17 protein-coding genes and 1 pseudogene are annotated in these 21861 nt (G+C 34.9%); 12 read left to right on the forward strand and 6 right to left on the reverse strand.

Features of this window, described 5'->3' with window-relative positions:
* Window positions 1–4: 4 nt before the first annotated feature.
* Window positions 5–922: a T9SS type A sorting domain-containing protein gene (locus V7P73_RS13130; RefSeq protein ID WP_333854360.1), complete on the reverse strand. Its 918-nt coding sequence runs from the start codon at window positions 920–922 to the stop codon at window positions 5–7.
* 278 nt (window positions 923–1200) lie between these two features.
* On the opposite strand from V7P73_RS13130, the gene V7P73_RS13135 reads away from it, so the two are divergent.
* Window positions 1201–2556 (forward strand): deoxyguanosinetriphosphate triphosphohydrolase, encoded by a 1356-nt coding sequence (locus V7P73_RS13135; protein WP_333854362.1) that lies wholly within the window; start codon window positions 1201–1203, stop codon window positions 2554–2556.
* A gap of 74 nt (window positions 2557–2630) precedes the next feature.
* Here V7P73_RS13135 and lipB read toward each other — a convergent pair whose 3' ends face one another.
* The 4 genes from lipB to V7P73_RS13150 form a co-directional block, all read right to left on the reverse strand.
* Window positions 2631–3344 carry a lipoyl(octanoyl) transferase LipB gene (lipB, locus tag V7P73_RS13140; protein ID WP_333854364.1) on the reverse strand — a complete coding sequence of 238 codons (714 nt, stop codon included), beginning with the start codon at window positions 3342–3344 and terminating at the stop codon, window positions 2631–2633.
* A 105-nt stretch (window positions 3345–3449) separates the two neighbouring features.
* Window positions 3450–3698 (reverse strand): T9SS type A sorting domain-containing protein, encoded by a 249-nt coding sequence (locus V7P73_RS13980; RefSeq protein WP_442896974.1) that lies wholly within the window; start codon window positions 3696–3698, stop codon window positions 3450–3452.
* On the reverse strand, window positions 3644–3769 hold the full coding sequence (locus V7P73_RS13145) for a hypothetical protein (RefSeq protein WP_333854366.1): 126 nt from the start codon (window positions 3767–3769) through the stop codon (window positions 3644–3646). Before V7P73_RS13145 ends, V7P73_RS13980 begins: the two co-directional genes overlap by 55 nt.
* 198 nt (window positions 3770–3967) lie before the next feature.
* Entirely contained in the window at window positions 3968–4756 is a 789-nt protein-coding gene (locus tag V7P73_RS13150) for a T9SS type A sorting domain-containing protein (RefSeq protein WP_333854368.1), read from the reverse strand.
* 101 nt (window positions 4757–4857) lie between these two features.
* Between V7P73_RS13150 and V7P73_RS13155 the strand changes: the two genes are divergently transcribed.
* The 11 genes from V7P73_RS13155 (at window position 4858) to V7P73_RS13205 (ending at window position 20859) form a co-directional block, all read left to right on the forward strand.
* A complete protein-coding gene (locus V7P73_RS13155) occupies window positions 4858–6993 on the forward strand; it encodes a TonB-dependent receptor plug domain-containing protein (RefSeq protein ID WP_333854370.1) in 2136 nt (711 codons plus the stop codon).
* 11 nt (window positions 6994–7004) lie between these two features.
* On the forward strand, window positions 7005–8105 hold the full coding sequence (locus tag V7P73_RS13160) for an HmuY family protein (protein WP_333854373.1): 1101 nt from the start codon (window positions 7005–7007) through the stop codon (window positions 8103–8105).
* A gap of 18 nt (window positions 8106–8123) precedes the next feature.
* Window positions 8124–9005, forward strand: coding sequence for a heme/hemin ABC transporter substrate-binding protein (locus V7P73_RS13165; RefSeq protein ID WP_333854375.1), 882 nt, complete (start codon window positions 8124–8126; stop codon window positions 9003–9005).
* A gap of 110 nt (window positions 9006–9115) precedes the next feature.
* On the forward strand, window positions 9116–10156 hold the full coding sequence (locus V7P73_RS13170) for a FecCD family ABC transporter permease (protein ID WP_333854376.1): 1041 nt from the start codon (window positions 9116–9118) through the stop codon (window positions 10154–10156).
* Window positions 10153–10929, forward strand: a complete 777-nt coding sequence (locus V7P73_RS13175; protein ID WP_333854378.1) for a heme ABC transporter ATP-binding protein — start codon at window positions 10153–10155, stop codon at window positions 10927–10929. Before V7P73_RS13170 ends, V7P73_RS13175 begins: the two co-directional genes overlap by 4 nt.
* Before the next feature lie 500 nt (window positions 10930–11429).
* Complete coding sequence (locus V7P73_RS13180) at window positions 11430–12452, forward strand: hemin-degrading factor (protein ID WP_333854380.1); 1023 nt, start codon at window positions 11430–11432, stop codon at window positions 12450–12452.
* Between the two features lie 384 nt (window positions 12453–12836).
* Window positions 12837–13514 (forward strand): response regulator transcription factor, encoded by a 678-nt coding sequence (locus V7P73_RS13185; RefSeq protein ID WP_333854382.1) that lies wholly within the window; start codon window positions 12837–12839, stop codon window positions 13512–13514.
* 76 nt (window positions 13515–13590) lie between these two features.
* A complete protein-coding gene (locus V7P73_RS13190) occupies window positions 13591–14955 on the forward strand; it encodes a sensor histidine kinase (RefSeq protein WP_333854384.1) in 1365 nt (454 codons plus the stop codon).
* A 207-nt stretch (window positions 14956–15162) separates the two neighbouring features.
* A complete protein-coding gene (locus V7P73_RS13195; RefSeq protein WP_333854386.1) occupies window positions 15163–16410 on the forward strand; it encodes a TolC family protein in 1248 nt (415 codons plus the stop codon).
* A 6-nt stretch (window positions 16411–16416) separates the two neighbouring features.
* A complete protein-coding gene (locus V7P73_RS13200; RefSeq protein ID WP_333854392.1) occupies window positions 16417–17499 on the forward strand; it encodes an efflux RND transporter periplasmic adaptor subunit in 1083 nt (360 codons plus the stop codon).
* Between the two features lie 261 nt (window positions 17500–17760).
* Window positions 17761–20859, forward strand: coding sequence for an efflux RND transporter permease subunit (locus V7P73_RS13205; RefSeq protein ID WP_333854387.1), 3099 nt, complete (start codon window positions 17761–17763; stop codon window positions 20857–20859).
* A gap of 346 nt (window positions 20860–21205) precedes the next feature.
* On the opposite strand, the pseudogene V7P73_RS13210 reads toward V7P73_RS13205, so the two are convergent.
* Window positions 21206–21844: pseudogene (locus V7P73_RS13210) on the reverse strand (DUF6266 family protein).
* Between the last annotated feature and the right edge of the window lie 17 nt (window positions 21845–21861).

Here is a 21861-nt window from a genome sequence, read left to right on the forward strand (position 1 = left end):
CAATTTATTGTTTGATGAATTTGGAATTGTAAGTTTTGTTTTTGTCTGTTTTGATGTCCAACATATAAACACCTTTTTGCAAACTTTCTACATTGATTTCTGATTGCTTAGAAAACGTTTTTAGTTTCTGTCCAGCAACATTATAGATGTTGATTTCGCTGATGTTTTCGTTATTTGAAAGATTTATCTTTAAGATGTCTTTTACCGGATTTGGATATAATTTGATGTTGGCTTTCGTTACATCGTTTACAGCCATTACTTCATCATTGATTTTGATATTGTCGATATATGCACCACCTGAAAAATTGTCGTGAAGAAGATTGATTCCTGTAATATTGGTTTTGGAGAAGTTCGGTATCGTATGAACCAAAACACCATCAACATAGAATTGGATTTCTTCTTCAGAAGTGACAGATTTCAGTTTATACCATCTATTAGCTTCCCAGTTAAAGTTGGCGCTTTCATACTCGTAATCTTCACTTTTTACAACTTCCAAAACACCTAAAGAATTAAAAGCAAAAATGGCAACAGGCATATATTCATCAGTATCAACAATTCCAAAAGTACCAAAATCAAAATTAGAAGCATCTTTCTCTGTGATAAAAACATCCATCTCTATCGTAGTATTTTTGTAATCGTATGCTTTGTCAAACATTTTTGCTGCACCAAAGATGGGAAAGAAGAGAAAGTTTTCGTCCAAATCAACATCTATTTTTATGGACTGAGTTCCTTCTGACGCTTTTTCATTAGTTATGACTTGATTTTTGATTGGCTCATCATCACTGTTTAGGGTAACTTCCCATCCATTTTGTCCGTTGATATCTCCAGCCACAAAACCTTCTGAAGCTTCAAAAGAAATGGTTTGTTGGGCAAAAGCTAATGATGAAAATAATGATAGAATTAAAAAGTATTTGTTCTTCATAAAATTAAATTTTGCCAATTATAGGTAAAATAAAACTCAAATCAAATCATTATTGACAGTAAAAGTCTTTTAATTCTAAGTTTTCTTTAAAATGAATTTAATATAGAATAATTTTTGGTCTTTCTCGCAGTAGAAACTATCACTTTTCTCCAACCAATTTTTGGAGATATTCTTTCATTAATAAAATTACTGGGGGCCTTCTGGCACAACTACTTTTTTGATAAAAACTCAAATATTATTCCGTTAAAAATAAAATATCCCTTATTTTTGAATCCATTATGGATTTGAATTCAATTTTTACCAATCAACGTACAGGAAATAACCCGCATACCAAAGCTTCTAGAACCGATTTTCAAAGGGATTTTGATAGAATTATTTTCTCATCAGCATTCCGAAGATTACAGAATAAAACTCAGGTTTTTCCACTTCCTGGAAGTGTTTTTGTACATAATAGATTGACGCATTCTTTAGAAGTTTCTTCTGTTGGTCGTAGTTTGGGAAGTGTGATTGGAGAGTTCATTCACAATAATTTTTCGAATGATCTTAATCAAGAATCTAAGGATTTTTATCTCCATAATCTTGGAAATGTTATTGCTGCAGCTTGTCTTTGTCACGATGTTGGAAATCCTGCTTTTGGACACTCTGGAGAAGATGCGATTGCCAGCTATTTTGACAGAAATGAAAGAGATTTAAAATCGAAATTCAATGAAAAGGAATGGGCGGATTTGGTCAATTTTGAAGGAAATGCCAATGCCATCCGAGTTTTGGCTCAACAGCAGCAAGGAAAAGATGCAGGCGGAATCCAATTGACTTTTGCGACTTTGGCAAGTATTGCGAAATATCCTTGTGAAGCGATTGCTAAAAAGAAAGGCATTATTCATCGTAAAAAGTTCGGCTTCTTTCAGAATGAAAAGGAAATTTTTCTGGAAATTGCTAAGAGCACGTCAATGATACAGGAAAATGACGATCCTTATATCTTCAAAAGACATCCATTCGTTTGGCTTGTAGAAGCCGCTGATGATATCTGCTATAACATTATTGATATGGAAGATGCGCACAGATTGGGAATCGTTTCTACAACAGATTGTAAAAATCTCTTTTTTGAACTCGTAAAATCAGAAACGGATGACATCAAAAGAGTAGAGCAGAAGCTGGATTCCATCAGCAATGAAAATGAACAGATTTCTTATCTCCGAGCAAAGGTTATCAATGCATTGATTAATAAGTCCATTGAACTTTACAAAAGCAATTTCGATAAAATTTTACAAGGTAATTTAGAAAAAGGTCTTTTGGATATTTACAAATCTGAAAATAAAACGCTCCAAGATATCGAAAGTTTTTCGATTGAAAAAATATACAATCACAAAGCAGTTGTAGAAATCGAAAATGCTGGCTATAATGTGATGTACGAATTGCTGGATCACTTCATCCCATCGATTTTGAAATCAGCCAATGAAAGAAAATCATACGATAAAAAAGCCCTGAAACTTCTTCCAAAACAATTCTTTTATGAAGATGGAACTGATTATCAGAAAGTGCTTGGCGTGATTGATTTCGTTTCCGGAATGACGGATAATTTTGCCACTGATCTTTATAGAAAAATCAAAGGAATTGATATTGGGATGACGATGTAATATAATCGATTTTTGATAATTGATAAATGATTAGGTCAAAATGTTAATATCATCTATCAATTATCATTGATCATTTATGAAATTAGTTCGCAACCAAAAACATCTACAAAGTGTTTTTTGATTTTTTGTTTTACTTCTTCATAATCAACTTTTTGCTCTAATTCTCTTTTCAAGGAAGTCACTTGTTTATCGGTAATTCCGCAAGGGATGATGTATTCGAAATAGCGCATATCAGTATTCACATTCAGAGCAAATCCGTGGATGGTAACCCAACGAGAAGCTTTGACACCCATTGCGCATATTTTTCTGGCATAAGGTTTTCCCACATCAAGCCAGACACCAGTTTCGCCATTTGAACGTTCTCCTTTCAGTCCATATTCTGCAATAGTTCGGATGATGACTTCTTCCAAATCGCGCATGTAACGATGGATATCTGTGTAGAAATTTTCCAAATCTAAAATAGGATAGCCAACTATTTGCCCGAAACCGTGATATGTAATGTCTCCGCCTCGGTTTACCTTCACATAAGTCGCGTTGATTTCTTTAAGTTTAGCTTCATTGGCCAGAAGATTCTCCTCGTGTCCGCTTTTGCCAAGTGTATAAACGTGCGGATGTTCTACTAAAAGAAAATAATTATTGGTGGGTTTTTGATGATCTGGATTTTCTCGATTGAAGATTTTAGTTTCGAGGTTTTTTTTCAGTAATTCTTCCTGATAATCCCAAGATGGCTGGTAATCTTTGGTTCCCAAATCCTGAAATTTTACTTTTTTATTGATAATGGAATTCACTGTAATTGAATTATTTCTACAAATTTACTCATTATTTAAGCAAATCACAACAAACAAAAAACCACCCGAAGGTGGTCTTATAAAGAATAAAATCTGAAATATAGCTTATTTTACAACAAGCTTTTTTGTTTCTGTCTGTCCTCCGTAAGTAATCTTCACGACATAAACTCCCGAAGAAAGTCTATTAAGATCAACTTGTTGAGTAGAAAATCCAGAATGGTTTACGATGGCTGTTTCATATACTTTTTTACCAGAAAAGTCAAATACTTCGATGCTTCCGTTTTTAGAAGCTGCTTCTTTTACATCAAATAAAATGTTAACTTTTTTATCTTCTTTAGTTGGGTTTGGATAAATCCAAAAGTTCCTTTTTTACCAAAGTCAGCAACAGAAAGTTCTACAGTAATATCTTTGTATTTGAAATACATATCACCCGTGTAGCTCCTCCGTTTTTGGTGAAGTACATTCTGTAATATTTAGTTCCTTCCTTGATGTAATATACAACATCAGTATTAACCCCCCTTGTCGGCTTCCAAGAATGACCTATTGTTTTAAGCTCTAAGTAAAATCAATATAAAAGCCTCTCAGAATTCTGAAAGGCTTTGAATTTTGAATAAATCGAATGTTTATTTCTTAATAAATTTAGATTTAACAGTTTGCCCTGCATTATCTTCGATAATGATAAAATAAACACCAGATTTCAAGGTAGAAATGTTTAATGTGTTGTTTGAAATTTTACCTTCTGTTGCAACATGTCCAGCAGCAGAGTAGATTTTTGCATTAGAAAGAGTAGTTGTAGAAACGAACTTCAAAGAGTTATTGTCTGCTGAAACCGCGAATTTCACATTATTCGAATTGAAAGTACTTTCATTAACAGCTAGGTTAGTATCATACTTTACATTGTCAATATGAATTGGTGTGTGCATAGTAGACGATGTCGTTCTGATTACCAAATATGTTGCTGCAGAAGCTGGGATACTAACTTTAACATTTTGGATTGTTGTACTTGTTAATTCTATCGGATTACCAACAGCTACGAAAGTTGTCATGTCAGTAGGATCCGTTACAAGGCCAACTTGTACAGTACCAATAGTACTAAATCCTCCAGCAACCATAGCAGTGTCGAAAGAAAGAATTTTGTCACCTGCAGGAGCTACAATCTGAGGTGTAATCAGGTACATTGGCTGCGCTACTGTACTCCCTGGATATGCTTGGATAGACTTGTTTTCACCTGGTGTTACAATCATAATCGGCTGTGGTTGAGCTTGACTAATAGGTAGTTTGGTAGACCATCCATTTTGCGGGAATATATTACTTCCTGCTGTGAAGTTATCAAAGTTTTCGTTAATTGTCGCTAATTGTGCTTGTGCAACTACTGCAAATAATGATGCAGCTAAAAGTAGTTTTGCTTTCATAAGTCTTACTAGGATTTTTTATTATTTAGAATCATTCTACAAAAATATGAAATTATTTTTAATGATTCTAAATAAAATCTTATCTTAGCAAAAATTTTTCAATGAAGAAGCGAACGATGAGCCTTCTGACTATCGCAATTTTAAATTTTGCATACGCCCAAAAAGACTCAATTAATCAAAAAAGCATAGAAGAAGTCGTCATTACAGGACAGTATATTCCTCAATCTATTAATAAATCGATTTATAAAGTAGATGTTATTTCTGCAGAACAAATCAAAAATATGGCAGTTACTAATGTTGCCGAAGTTCTTAATCAAAATCTAAATATTCTTATTACTCCAAATCCCAGTTCTGGAGACTCTAATGCCTCTATAATGGGTTTGAGTGGAGATTATACAAAAGTATTGATAGATAACATTCCTGTTGTAAGTGATCAGGGAATGGGAAATATCTTTGACCTTACTAAAATTAATGTCAATAATATAGAACGTATTGAAGTTGTAAAAGGTGCAATGGGTGTAGAATATGGTAACAATGCTATGGCTGGAGTTATCAATATTATCACTAAAAAAGATTATAAAAAGAAAGTCAATATCCATGCTTCTTTACAGGAGGAAACTGTTGGTAAAAATTATGATTGGTATAAAAAAGGAAACGGAAGGCATATCCAAAGTCTTAATCTAGGTTATAGAATTTCTGATAATTGGACATTGACTGCCGATCTTAATCACAATGACTTCCAAGGTTATCAGGGAAGTAAAAAAGGTTATAAGCATTTTGATGAGACTGTGAACGGGGAGCGAGGATATGAATGGCAACCTAAAGATCTTTTAATTGCGAATGCAGCTTTACGCTACTCTAAAAATAATACAACATTGTTTTATAAAGCTAATTTCTTGAGTGAAGAAATTAATTACTATAATCCAACTACAAAAATATTACCTTTCGGTGGTGGCGAAAAAACTTATACTGCCGGAGATCGAGATTATTTTACAACAAGATGGGTTCATCAATTAAATATTGTCACAAAACTAGGATCTAGAATCAATTATAATGGAGATTTCTCCTATCAGATCCAGGAAAGACAATTGCAAAATAAACTTTATGATGTTCCTAATAGATTTGTAAGATCCAAAGATGAGAAGGAAACATTCTATAAATCTGAGGTTCTCTATTCCAGAGGGATGTTCAGTAATTTTTTAGATAGTGACAAAGTTAATTTTCAGATTGGTTATGAACTAGACAGAACAAATGGTTTTGCCAATTCATCTACTTTTGAAAATAATATAGGAGACAATGACAGGAATATTAGCAGGTCAGTCTTCAACTATGCAAACTTTTTATCCGTAGAATGGAATCCTTTAAAATGGCTATCATTCCGTCCAGGTGCTAGATTAGCTTTAAGTGATAAGTTTGACCAACAATATAATTACTCTTTAACAACAAGATTTTTAACCTCTTCCAATTCTAATATCAGAACGATTTTTGGTACTGCCAATCGTTTTCCGAAGTATGAAGAACTTTATACTTGGGTGGTAGATAACAATCACGATATCAGAGGTAATGAGAATTTGAAGCCTGAAACAGGTTATTCAGCTGGAGTATTTTGGGATTATGCAACTGCAACATCAAGCAATTGGAAGATGATTATTGGACTTAGTGGGATGTATATGGATGTGAAAGACCGTATAGAAAGTGTTATAATCAGTAATATTCCTTTAAAATACACCTATCTTAATATTGACAATTACAAATCCATATTATTAGGAGCAAGCTTGACAGCAAGAAAAGATAATTTTAGTTTCAATGCTGGGATTTCAACATTAGGAATTTCACAAAATTTAAACACAGGCAATGTTACTTCCAAAGATGATTTTAATTATTATATGGAAGTTAATGCAGCTGCAAATTACACAATACCAGCAACCAATACTTTGTTTGCTCTTTACTACAAATATACAGGAAAGAGAAAAATCTATTCTTTGGAGACAAAAAATGCTGGTGATCCAGGGAGGTTTGTTTTAGGTGATATTGGAGATTTCAATATGCTGAATTTTACTGTCAGTCAGCCATTTTTTAACAATCACTTTGAACTTGCTTTTGGTATCAAAAATATTTTTGATGTTACAACTATCAGAAATACGGCAATGGGAGGTGAAGGGCATAATGCTCCGGCTGGAACTCAAAACTTGTTCTATGGTAGAAGTTATTTTGCAAGAGTTAATTATAATTTTTAAAAGCTGAGAAAATGAAAAAATTATTATTCATACTAATATCTATAGTTACCCTACAATCTTGTCTCAAGGACAACGAAGATCCTGTGGCCGTTTCTCCAATAGAAGGAGCGATTGCGAATCCAAGTGTAGACGGACCAACACAACCGAATCAAGTTTGGATAGATTTGAGTGATGTTGATAGAGAAGGTAATCCAAAGCAAACGTTTAATAGGCGTACAGATTGGGATTTAGCCTTTTATTCAGGCGAAAGTTTCAAAGTGGTTCTTAATTCTTCTATTATGATGGCTGCTGGTAAAATACCTAATATGACTGATATTAACCAAGTAAAAGAATCTGATGTTACTGAGCTGAAAACCAAAGTTCAGGTTGCTAATTTTGATCCTACAAATGTGACTTACGTTGATGATGTTAAAGGAAATTTTCCTACAGATTATACAGCTATTTCTGAAATTGGTATTAATGATGCCGATAATGCCGTTTACCTTGTGAATTTGGGCAGAGATATCTATAAAGAATCTGTACCGGTAGGCTCTATAACAACTGGTGGCGATGAAAGAGGTTGGATGAAAATCCAGATTACAAGAGTTGGAGGTACAGCGTATAAAATTAAATATGCAGAGGTAGCCAGCGCAAGCTATAAAGAGTATATAATAGAAAAAAATACAGATTATAATTATAATTTCTTTAGTCTGAAAAATAACAAAGAACTTCTTATTCAGCCACAAAAACAAAAATGGGATCTTTGTTTTACCGTATTCACCAATGTGATAGAAGGCGCGGGAACATACATTTATGGTGATTTTGTTATAGATAATATTATGGGAGGGGCTGCTTCTTATCAGGTTACAGTTCCTTCAAATGTTAATGCTACAGAGTATTATAGCAACTTCAAAGCTTCTGATATAGATATGTCAAAATTCAGTTATGCGGATCAAAGAACAATTGGTGCTAACTGGAGAAATCCTGTTGGAACAAATGGTTTAGAGACGTATGGAGATAGGTTTTATGTACTCAAAGATCCGGAAGGATTTTATTTCAAAATTAAGTTTCTGAGAATGACAAATGATCTAGGCGTTCGGGGCTATCCACAATTCGAATACAAACCACTTTAATCAAACCAAAATAAATCTATGAAAAATATCAAAATAGCTATTCTTTCAGCGCTTCTTTTAGCCGGGTTTTCTTGTAAGAAAGAGGATTCTAAAGTTGCAAAAGCAGAACAAACCAAAACAGAAGCACCAGTTTCTAATCAAAAAATAGTAAGTATCAGCGGTGGCTTTACAGAGATTGTAGCTGCTCTTGGACACGAAAAAGAAATCGTAGGTATTGATGTCACAAGCACATATCCGGAAAGTTTGAAATCTACAGCCGAAGAATTGGGACACGTTCGTTCTATGACGATTGAACCAATTATGAAGCTTAATCCAACTTTGATTTTAGCTTCAGATAAAGACATCAATCCCGATTTGTTAGAAAAAATTAAAGCATCAAAAATCCAAACCGAATTATTCAATCAAGAGTTTTCAATCGATGGAACCAAAAAGTTGATTGATCAAGTTGCAAAAGCTTTAGGAAATACAAATCAGCAAGCATTATTGGATAAAATTGATGCGGATGTGAAAAAAATCCAACCAATTGCTAAAAAACCAAAAGCCCTTTTCATCTACGCAAGAGGAAATATGATGATGGTTGGTGGGAAAAATACACCAATGGCAAGCATTATCGAGATTGCAGGAGGGCAGAACGCAGCAAATAATTTCGAGGATTTCAAACCTTTGACGCCGGAAGCTGTTGTGCAGTCAAATCCAGATGTACTATTGTTCTTCACAAGCGGATTACAAAGCTCAGGTGGGATAGAAGGTGCTCTTAAAATGCCGGGTGTTTCTCAAACCAATGCTGGTAAAAACAAGAGAGTGATTGCCTTGGATGGAGGATTATTATCTTCTTTTGGACCAAGGGTTGGTGAAGCTGCACTAAGTTTAAACAAATTGCTAATAGAATCTTCAAAATAGATTATACAAACCCGAAGGGTTTAATATCAGTAGCCGTAGGTGAAACCTATGGAACAATGAAAATTAAAAAAACCGTAGGTAAAACCTATGGATCGAAATAATTAAGCGTTTTGAAATCAAAGAGTCTTACATTTTACGCCATAATCGGTATTATTTTATTAATACTTATGATGTTTTTAGCTTTAAATATTGGTGTTTACGATTTTGGTAAATCCTCTTCTTACGAAGTGTTGTGGAAGTTTTTAACTAGTGATTCTTCATTATCATTAAGTGAAAAATACGTGATTTGGGAAGTTAGAACCTCTCGAATCGTAATGGCTGTTCTGATAGGAAGTATGTTAGCTGTTTCTGGAACTACGTTGCAAGGGATGTTCAAAAATCCTTTGGCAACTGGCGAATCCATTGGATTAACTTCTGGAGCAACTTTGCTAGCGGCGATTGCAATCGTTCTAGGACATACTTTTGAACAATATCTTCCCGAATTAATCAGAAATTCCTTAGTCGGCGTTTCTGCATTTGTTGGGGCTTTTTTAGCAATGATAATCGTTTACAGAATTTCAACAAGCGCAGGAAAAACAAATGTCGTAATGATGTTGCTTTCTGGAGTTGCTATTACATCTATTGGTTTTTCATTTGTAGGATTTTTGATTTATATTTCTAAGGACGAACAACTGAGAGACTTAACATTCTGGAATCTAGGAAGTTTAGCAGGCGTAACTTGGACAAGAAACATTATTTTATCAATTGTTTTATTATTTTCCTACATCATTATTTTACCGAAAGGAAAAGCATTGAATGCCATGTTATTAGGCGAAAAAGACGCACAACATTTAGGAATCAATGTCGAGACTTTGAAAAAACAAATCATATTGATAACTTCATTAATGATAGGAACTTGCGTCGCATTTTCTGGTACAATTGGATTTGTTGGATTGATTGTTCCTTACATTTTGAGATTATTATTCCGTTCAGATTATCACTTCATTTTGCCTTTATCAGCGATTTGCGGAAGTATTTTGCTTTTGTTAGCAGATACAATCAGCCGAACGATCGTTGCGCCGTCAGAATTACCAATCGGGATTTTAACATCATTGATTGGAGGTCCGATTTTCATTACTATTTTAATCAAATATAAAAACACTTTGAGATGATAAAAGGACATAAGATAAATTATCAGAGTCAGAATGTGAGCATCTTAAAAGGTGTTGATATCAAGGTCGGTTATGGAGAATTTCTGGCGATTGTTGGACCAAATGGAGCAGGAAAATCCAGTTTGTTGAATGTTCTTGCCAACGAAATAAAAACCGATAAAAAACAGAAAATATTTTTCAAAGACAAAATAATTTACGATTGGAAACTCGAAGAATTATCAAAACATAAAGCCAAATTTTCTCAGCATAATGCTCAGGATATTCCGCTTTTGGTAAAAGATGTTGTGATGATGGGGCGTTATCCTTATTTCGGTTCTCAGCCAACTTTGGAAGATGTAAAATCCACGGAAATTGCTATGGTGGAAACAGAGATTATTCAGTTTCGGGATAGAGATTATAACTCGCTTTCCGGAGGTGAAAAACAAAGGGTTCATTTGGCAAGAGTTCTCGCACAGTTGGATAACGAGATAGCGCACAGACTTTTGTTTTTGGATGAACCGCTGAATAATCTGGATATCAAACACCAGCATAATACTTTACAATTAATTAAAAAATTTACTCAAAATAACAATACAGCAGTCGTTGTTTTGCACGATTTGAATTTAGCTGCAAGTTTCGCGGACAAAATTTTGTTGATGGAAAAAGGCGAAGTTCTAGTCTACGGCGTTCCAGAAGAAGTTTTTACGGAGGAGAAAATCAGTCAAGCTTACAATTTTCCGTGTACTATTTGCAAACATCCGGTCAACGACAGTACAATGATTTTATTTGGTTAAAATAATTAAAACAAACAGAATTATGGCAGCTTAACCCACCTTCCGCTCCCAATCTTTTGCAGACCATTTCAGATTAAATAGAACTTGGAGGTTGGCAAAAAAGGATTTCCGCTCAAACCTAACGAAGTGGTTCATCGATTCAAATAAAAAAAAATGAAAATGAAAGAGATAAGTCGGGTTGCGTAAGATTCTCTGTTTAAAAAAAAACTAAAAAATAAAAGAACAAGAACTCAAAATATTAACAAAAAACCTAGCAAATGCCGAAGTAGATATTGGAAAAGAAGTCGCAAAGATGACGAACGAAAACCAATTTTTCTATGACCAAGGAAACTATAAAAAAATTACATTTAGTTGATGATGAAAAGGTTTTGGAGCTCGGTCACGACAATGCATATATAAGCGAAAGCGCCTCTGTGAGCCCTACAATAGTTAGTTTTAAAAAAAAACTTTGTGCGCTTTGTGTTAAAAATATTATCAATAATTAATCAAAAAAAATCAATATGAGTACAAAAACAAACGATTTAAAAGAAAAATGGGAAGCTTTGAAAGCAGAAAATCCACATCTTAGAATAAGAAATGCAGCAGAACAATTGGGTGTGAGCGAAGCTGAACTTTTGTTAACCAACCTTGGAAATGGAACTACAGTTTTGAATTCAGACTTTTCAGCACTTCTTCAAGAGATTGAAAAACTTGGGAAAGTAATGGCCTTGACGAGAAATGACGAATGTGTACACGAGAGAAAAGGTGTTTATTTGAACCCAGATTTCAGCAATCCTCACGGGCAGGTTTTCGTTGGAGAAGATATCGATTTGAGAATTTTTATCAACTCTTGGAAATTCGGGTTTTCTGTGGTTGAAGGTGATAGAAAAAGCTTCCAATTCTTCGGGAAAGACGGATTGGCACTTCATAAAATCTGTTTAACCAACAAAAGCAACGAAGCAGAGTTTGATGCTTTGACGGAAAAATATAAAGCAGCAGAGCAATCTTCAGAAATCGTAACAGAACCAATCGCTGCAAAACCTGCAGAAAAAGCAGATTCTGAGATTAATGTCGCTGGTTTCCAACAAGCTTGGAAAGATTTGAAAGATACGCACGATTTCTTTATGATGACTAAGAAATTCGGAGTTAGCAGAACACAGGCTTTGAGATTGGCACCGGAAGGTTTTGCTCAAAAAATCGATAATTCTAAGGTTGTAAATGTATTGGAAGACGCTTCTGAAAAACATATTCCAATAATGGTTTTCGTAGGAAACAGAGGAATTATCCAGATTCATACAGGCGAAGTGAAAAAGACGCTTTGGCATCAGCAGTGGTTCAATGTGATGGATCCAGATTTTAATTTACATCTTGATACAACTAAGATTGGAGAAACTTGGATTACGAAAAAACCAACAGAAGATGGGGAAGTAACTTCGGTAGAAGTATTCAACAAAGACGGCGAATTTATCGTTCAGTTCTTTGGGAAAAGAAAGCCGGGAAATCCTGAACTTCAGGAGTGGAAAGACTTGGTTGCAGGTCTATAAAATTAGAATATAATATTATTAATCGAGTCGTTTTGAAGTTATAATTGACTTTAGAACGACTTTTTTATTAGTTTGTATATGAAAAAGTTACTGCTATTAATTGTTATAATTAGTTTAAGTAATATAAAGCTCAAAATAAATCAAATTTAGAATTGCTTTCTTCTAAAATTTCGTCTAGTTTTGAAATTGAATTAAATCTAATATTACCGAATTTTTATCAACTTGGATTCCAAGTTTTCTAAATTTACTATAAATACTAATAAACATTTTAATTGTTTTAAAGAAGCAATTAAAATAAAAATTTAAACTGAAAATAAAAACGTAATCTATTTTTTACGGTCACAATTTACTTTTTCTCATATTTGTAAAATAAATCATTACCAAATGCAGGCATTACTTTTAGAGGAAGATGCTGTCTTATCTTCAGAAATTGCACTTTTCCTAGAATCCAAATCCATCAAAACCGATAAAGCGGAAGATGGCGAAAAGTTTCTTGAGATATTTTCAAAGAAACCTTATGACGTTTTCCTTTTGGATATCAATGTTCCAAAAATCAATGGCTTAGATATTTGTAAAACAATTAGAGAAACTAATTCCGAAACGCCGATTATCATTATTTCTGCCTATGACGGGATTGAGGAAAAGAAAGAAGCGTTCTTAAGAGCGGCAGATGATTATTTGGTTAAACCATTTTTGTTGGAAGAATTGTTGTTGAGAATCAATTCTCAAATGAGAAGACTGACGCCAAAAACAGAAGAAAAAGAAAAAATTGTTGTGGAAGATTTGATTATTTATCCAGAAGATAGCAAAGTTTTCCGTTCTGGAGAAGAGATTAATTTGACTGTAAAAGAGTTTCAATTGTTGGTTTTGTTAGCCAGAGCAAACGGCAGAACACTTTCCAAACAATATATTTCCGACGAAGTTTGGAAAAACCAATTCCAATCTACAAATAACGCTATCGAAGTTTACATCAACTTTCTGAGAAAGAAAATCGATAAAAATTTCAAAACAAAACTCATTCATACAAGACCTGGCTTCGGATATTATCTAAGTCCACTTTAAGAGTTTGGGAATTTTAAAACTCAAAAAGCAATCATTGATCATTTATCACTAATCATTCATCATTCATAATTAATTTATGTCTTTGAAACGTAGAATAGCAATCAGTTTAAGCATCGCATTTTCCTTAATTTTTGGGATTATGATGTTTATTGTGTACGTTTCTTTCAATGATTTTAGAAAAGACGAATTCCGGGAAAGGTTTCAAAAGCGTTTGGTTTTCACAGTCAATTTTATTGAAAAGTCTGGCGATTTTGAAAAAGAAGCGCCTATTTTCTTTGATGAGAATTCTGACAATGTTCTTCTGAATGAGAATATTATGATTTTTGGAAAAGACAAAAGTTTGGTTTATAGTACTTTGAAAGATAAAAAAATTACTTGGGACCAAAAATTATTAGAACGGCTGGACAAAGAAAAAACGATATATCAGGAGAATTCTGTTCCCGAGATTTTTGCAGCTTTAAGAACAATAAAAGGCGAAAATTATTATATTTTAACTAGTGCTCAAGATGTTACAGGACAATCCAAATTGGATTTCTTGAAATATATGCTGATTTTTTCTTACGTCGTAAGTATTCTGTTGATTTGGTTTTTCAGCTATTATCTAGTTTCCAAATTCCTTGAACCTTTGGAAATTCTAAAGTCTGATATTTCCGATATCAGCGTACATAAATTAACAACTCCTGTTGTAGTAAAAAATTCTCAAGATGAAATTGGTGTTTTGGCAAAATCATTTAATCTAATGACAAGCAGATTAAACGATGTTTTCCAATCTCAAAAAGATTTCAATTCCAGTGCAGCTCACGAGATGCGAACCCCTTTGACAAGGATGGCTTTTCAGTTAGAGAATTTGATTCAATTAGAAAATCACTCGGATAAAACTAAAACTACTTTGCAGCAGATGTTGCAGGATGTTTATCAATTGTCAGACCTTACCAAATCCTTGCTTTTGCTTTCCAAATTCGATAAAGAAGGCATCGCGAGTGTCTATGAAGAAGTAAGGATTGATGAAGTTGTTTTTGATGCTTTTGAAACGGTCCATCGTAATTTTCCCGACTTCAAAATGGATTTTCAGATTGATGAAGAAAGTATAGAAGACTCTATTTTAACAGTGAAAGGTGTTAAATCTTTATTGGAGATTACATTTATTAATTTGTTCAAAAACGCGGCTTTATATTCAGATAATCAGGAAGTTGATATTTCGATTAAGGAAACCGATTTTAGGATTATCGTCAAAGTATTTTCCATCGGTTCAACTATTCCGATTGAAGAAAGAGAGAAACTTTTCGAAGCTTTTATGAGAGGAAGTAATTCGCATAATAAAACAGGTTCCGGATTAGGTTTACGCATCGTAAAACGTATTCTGGAATATCACAAAGCAGACATCACTTATTCTTCACTTTCGGTCAGGGAGAATCTTTTTACCGTGGTTTTCAACAAGTAATTTTTTGATTTTTAGAAAATATTTGTCATACCGGAGGAATCTCAGCGTTATTTAGATTCCTGCGGAATGACAAACTGTGCATAAAAATCTATTCTCTATCCGTCTATTATCCTTTTCTTCCAAACCACAATTAAGTTTTTTTTAAGCCACATTTAAGTCCGTTTTAATCTCAGAAAACCATTTTTGCAAAACCAAAACGAGATAAGAATGAACAAAATAACAACATTGATGTTATCCGTTTCGGCATTTGTTGGTCTTTCCGGACAGCTGCAGATGTCTCTTCAGGATTGCGAATTAGCATTTCAAAAAAACAATCTCCAACTTCTCGCCGCACAGTATAATATCAATATGGCTGATGCCGATATTATGCAGGCAAAAATTTGGGAACTTCCTCAGATAGAAGGCTACGTGAATGCCGTGAATCCTCAGGACAAAAAAGTTTTTGATGTGACCAAAGCCAAAGGAGTTGAAATCACACAATTGATTTACTTAGGTGGGAAGAAGAAAAACGAAATCCAATTTGCAAAATCAAGCAAAGAACTTTCCCAACTTCAATTTAATCAATTGTTGGTTGACCTTCGTTCGCAGTTGAGAAGCACTTATTATAACTTGATTTATGAGCAAAAAAAGCAAATCAGTGTTGATGCTCAGTTGAAATATATGAACGAACTTTTGTCGGCTTACAAAGTTCAGACTGACAAAGGAAATATTTCATTAAAAGATTTTGTAAGACTTCAGAGTATTGTCATTCAATTGAATAATGATAGAATAGAAATCAATAATAATATTCTTGGTTTCCAGCAGAATATGAAAATTCTGATAGGAAGTTCAGAAAAAGTTGCGCCAAGTTTATCAAAACCAGAAGAAAATGAAATCTTAGTTTCTCAACCTTTTGGAGATTTAGAAATTCTTCAGGAAAAAGCCTTGCAAAATAATGCAGATTATCTCTACAATCTTAAATTGATTGATAACAGCAAGCTTTATGCACAATGGCAAAAATCACTCAATGTTCCTGATATCAATGTTGGAGCAGATTATGACCAAGCTTCCGGAACATTCAATAATGAAGTCAATCTGAAAATCGGAATTCCGATTCCACTTTGGAAATCGAACAAAGGTAATGTTGAGAAAGCAAAATATGCGATTCAGCAAAACGAAAAGAACTCAGAATATCAAAAACTGAACCTCGAAACTCAGGTAGAATCGGCTTATCAAACCTGGAAAAACCAATACGACCAATACTTTGAATTAATGCCAATCGATTTAGAAAATCTTGAAACAGTTTATAACGGAATTCTTAAAAACTTCCGTAGTGGTAATGTCAGCCTGATAGAATTCACTGACTTTATGGAGAGTTACAGACAAACTGTTTTGCAGGTTTATGAGATGAAAAAACAGATTATGATTTCCGCAGAACAGCTGAATCAATTAGTACAAACCAAAATCTTTTATTAAATGAAAATTAAACATATAGTTTTACCAATTATCCTTTCTGCAACAGTACTTTCCTGTTCCAAAAAAGAAGAAGTAACACAAGAAGAATCCAAAGGTTTTGAACTCAGCAACACGATGCTGAAGAGTACAACCTTTGCAAAAGTAGAAAAGAAATTTATCGAGGATGAATACAGTTTCTACGGAAAAATCTCTGCGGACAAAAATAAATACATCGACATTTTTCCATTAGTTGGCGGTAACGTTTTGAGCGTAAATGTAGAATTGGGAGATTACGTTACCAAAGGTCAGGTTTTGGCAACGATTAGAAGTACAGAGTTGGCAGAAGTTCAGAAAGATGTGAGTGACTCTAAAAACGATTTAATTGTTGCTGAGAATAATCTTCGCGTAACAAAAGAAATGTACGCTGGAAAACTGAATACAGAAAAAGATGTCCTTGAAGCCGAAAGCCAAGTTAAAAAAGCAAAAGATGCATTGAAACGTTCCAGCGATGTAAGCACAGTTTATAACGTTAGAAAAGGAAATATCTACAGTGTTATTTCGCCTATCAATGGTTATATCGTTCACAAGGATATCAACAAAGATATGGAGCTGAGAAGCGACAGAAGCGAGAATATTTTTGATGTTGCAAACACCAAAAATGTTTGGGCAATAATGAACGTGAATGAAGCTGATATTGATAAAATCACACTAGGGATGAAAGCTCAGGTTTCCACATTATCCTATCCAGACAAAGTTTTTTACGGAAAAATCGACAAAATTTTCAAAATCATAAATCCTGAGACCAATGCAATGCAGGCTAGGGTAGTCTTGGACAATTCCCAAGGATTGTTGATTCCTGATAGCAAAGCGACTATTCGTGTTTCGTCTTCGGAAAATGAAACAGCATTGGCAATCCCTTCAAAAGCAGTAATTTTTGATGATAACAGATATTTCGTGGTTGTTTATAAATCTCAAACCGATATCAAAGTCAAAGAACTTAAGATTTTGAAACAAAATTCAGAAACAACTTATGTTTCTGAAGGACTTTCGGAAGGAGAAAGCATCGTGACCACCAATCAATTATTGATTTATCGCTCTTTGAATAACTAAAATTTGGGCGTGTCCCTTTGTCCCGATTTGCAGTCGGAACAAGCGGGCCGGTCTACGGGTAGTCGCTTTCCCAAAAACCTTGCAAGGTTTCTGGGAAGAGCTCCAACAATGCCCTTCGCCCTCACGCATTTGCAATTCAATTTTATTAGTTTTTGCTAAGTTTTACGGCTTTGCGAACTTAAAAACATATAGTTTGTAAAAAAAAATCTTTGCGGACTTGGCGATAAAATGCAGTTGCAATTTCAATATAAAATAAAAAGTATGAACAAATTCATCAAAAACATCATAGCATTCTCACTCAAGAACAAAGTTTTCACCTTCATTTGGGTAGCGATTTTGGCGGTCTCGGGCTTCATCAGTTTCAAAAATATGCCAATTGAAGCATTTCCTGATGTAACCAATACTCAAATCGTCATCATCACGCAATGGAACGGACGAAGTGCAGAAGAAGTAGAACGATTCGTTACCACACCAATAGAGCTGGCAATGAGTCCTGTTCAGAAAAAGACCAGTGTCCGAAGTACCACAATGTTTGGACTTTCCATTGTCAAGATTTTATTCGAAGACGGCGTGGACGACATCTTCGCTCGAAATATGGTTAATAATCAGTTAAGAACTGTTAGTTTACCAGAAGGAATTGACCCTGAAGTTCAACCACCTTATGGACCAACAGGAGAGATTTTCCGATATACACTCGAAAGTAAAGATAGAGATTCCAGAGACCTTTTAACATTACAAACTTGGGTTGTTGACAGAGCACTTCGAAGTGTTCCAGGTGTTGCTGATATCAACGTTTTTGGAGGTCAGGATAAAGTATTCGAATTAAGTATCGACCCAAGAAAATTAGACAAATATAATCTCACACCTTCCGAAGTTCTGGACGCCGTAACCAACAGTAACCTGAATGTCGGTGGAGATGTTATCGAGAAAAGTGGACAGGCTTATGTTGTTCGTGGAATAGGTTTGGTAAAATCGATTTCGGATATTGAGAATATTACTGTTCATAGTGATGGCGGAAACCCGATTTTGGTTAAAAATGTAGCAGACGTTCACGAAGGTTCTTTGCCAAGAGTTGGTCAGGCTTCGTTAGATAACGAAAAAGATACGGTTGAAGGAATCGTGGTAATGCGAAAAGGCGAAAACGCACAGGAAGTTCTCCTAGCTGTAAAAGCCAAAATCGATGAACTGAATAACAAGATTCTTCCGAAAGATGTGAAGATGAAAACCTTCTACGACCGCCAGAATCTAATGGATTTCACTACCAAAACGGTAATGCATAATCTTTTGGAAGGAATCATTTTGGTAACAGTTATCGTCCTCATTTTTATGGCAGATTGGCGAACTACTTTAATTGTTTCTATCATTATTCCATTATCGTTGTTATTTGCATTTTTCTGTCTGAGGATGGCAGGAATGAGCGCCAACTTGTTGTCATTAGGAGCGGTTGATTTCGGAATTATCATTGACGGAGCCGTCGTAATGGTCGAAGGATTATTTGTAATGCTCGACCACAAAGCGCACAAATACGGAATGGAACGTTTCAACAAAATGGCGAAAGCAGGTTGGATAAAACAAACCGGCACAGGATTAGGAAAAGCGATTTTCTTCTCAAAACTGATTATCATTACTTCACTTTTACCAATCTTTTCTTTCCAGAAAGTAGAAGGTAAAATGTTCTCTCCATTAGCATTCACATTAGGATTTGCATTGCTTGGAGCATTGATTTTCACATTGACCTTAGTTCCGGTAATGTCACATTTACTATTGAAAAAGAATGTGCGTGAAAAGAACAATCCATTCGTGAACTTTTGGGATAGAAGTGTAATGAAAGGTTTCAAATTCACTTTTAGAAATAAGAAAATAAGTCTTTTGGTTTCAACTGTAATTCTAGCCATTACATTATTCTCAGCTAAATTCCTTGGAACAGAATTCTTACCTCAATTGAATGAAGGTTCGCTTTGGATAACGGCAGAAATGCCGATGAGTTCATCTCTCAAAGAATCTTTAAAGACGGCTGATATCCTTAAAAAAGATATAATGAGCTTCTCAGAAGTGACTGGTGTTTTAGCTCAAACGGGTAGAAGTAATGACGGAACCGACCCGAATGGATTTGGGTTTGTGCAGTTTGCTGTAAGTCTTCAACCAAAAGAAGAATGGAAAAGAAAGATTACTTATGATGAATTGATTGAAGAAATTGATAAAAAACTGAAGAATTATCAAGGAATTACTTTCAATTATTCTCAGCCGATTTCCGATAACGTAGCAGAAGCTGTTGCTGGTTTCAAAGCAGAAAACGGAATCAAAATCTATGGAGATAATCTTCATACATTGGACAGATTAGCTGAAGAAGTTTTGGTAGCAATCAAAGATGTAGAAGGAGTCAAAGAACCCGGAATTATCAAAAATATCGGTCAGCCCGAAATAAGTGTGGTTTTGGACAGAAACAAAATGGCAGCTTACGGTGTTTTGCCTGCCGATGCACAAGCGGTTTTGGAAATGGCTTTCGGTGGGAAAACAGCATCCGAAATGTTTGATGGTGAAAGAAAATTCCCAATCAGATTAAGATATGCGGAAGATTACAGAAAGAATGAAGAAGATATTGCTTCTCTGATGGTTCCGACTCAGGATGGCGCAAAGATTCCGTTGAAGGAAATCAGTACGATTGAGAAAGAGAATGGAGCAGCCTTTATTTACCGCGATGATATCAAACGTTATATCGGGGTTAAGTTTTCTATCCGAGACAGAGATTTGGGTGGAACCATTGCCGATGCTCAAAAGAAAGTTGATAAAATCAAATTACCGGATGGTTACAAGATTGGCTGGACAGGACAATTTGAGAATCAGCAAAGAGCGACCAATCGATTGGCTCAGGTTGTTCCTATCAGTATTCTCGGGATTTTCTTCCTGTTGTTCATCTTGTTTGGGAATATGAAAGATTCGCTTTTGGTTCTGGCTAACGTTCCTTTTGCATTGATAGGTGCTATTATCGCGCTTCATATCACACATATGAATTTTGGGATTTCTGCCGGTGTTGGAATGATTGCTTTGATTGGTATTTGTATCCAAAATGGTGTGATTTTGATTTCGGAATTTCATCAGAATGTCAAGAATGGATTATCGCTCGATACATCGATAATGGAAGGTGTGAAAGTAAGAACCAGACCGGTGGTGATGACAGCTTTGATGGCTTCAATCGGTTTACTTCCAGCCGCACTTTCTACAGGAATCGGTTCCGAATCTCAGAAACCTTTGGCGATTGTAATAATTGGTGGACTGATTACCGCAACTATTTTGACATTACTGATTTTCCCGATTATCTTCTGGGTTTTCAATAGACGTAAGAATGAAGTTATAGATTAAGAGTTAAGAATCTTAGTATTAAGTTGAGTTATTGTTGTTACATTTTTCTCTCTATTATTTGCCTCTCCCAAGCTATTTTTGGAGGGGCTTTTTTAAAATAATTGGAGTTTGTTATACTTATGTCTTTAACTCTTCTAAAACCGACAGTTCTTAAGCTTAGGTTGTATATATAGCTTATAAAGCTTCTCGATATATCTGCAAGAGGTAGAATAGTGGGAGTGGCGAAGGTATGTGAGAAAAAGATAAGGCTTTTATTAAACTCAAAAATTGATAATCTATCTGACATAAAAACAGGAAATACCTTGTATGATATCTCCTGCTGAAGGGTTAAAATGTAATTTTTTTGCTAGGAAGGACTGCCAGCATAGATAGAGTTTGACACTAAAGTAGCATCTTGACTACGGAAAGCGACCCAAATATGGAGTGGTTTTCCTGTAAAGTTGGGTGGTAGAATGAAGTTATAGGTTCCTGTGGAACGCTGTGCAGCATTTTGTGCAAAAGCTGTCATAATCTCGCCTTCTGCCGCTACCAGTATCTATATCCAGTCTTTTTCTCGATCTCTGTTGCTTGCGGAGTTGTCTTGCCAATTGACCTGTAATGCACCATCGGTTGTGATGTCTACTGATGTGGGAATAGCAGCGAGAAGTTTTCCTCTAGAGAAAGAGATGTTGGGATATTGAATGCTTATAGAGTCTGTTGTATAATCTAATACAAAGTTGGACATCAGATTGGTCATTGCTAGATTGAATGGTGCTGAGATGCCAATGCGGTGTCCGAAGTGCTGGCAGGCATAAGGCCTGTAGGACTCCATAAAGTCTGCACAACGTGTCATCCTGGACTGGATAAGCAACTGTTTCTGAGTAGGAGCACCAGAGCGTTTTCTGGGGCGGACGCGGGTGTACTCCGTACCAAATACGTTGGCGATCACTACGCGGCCTGTTCTGCCAGATGTGCCGGCAAGAATGGAATCATAAACTTTTCCCATGATAATAAATTTTGATT

It is taken from the genome of Epilithonimonas sp. (assembly GCF_036780765.1).
GTDB lineage: Bacteria > Bacteroidota > Bacteroidia > Flavobacteriales > Weeksellaceae > Epilithonimonas.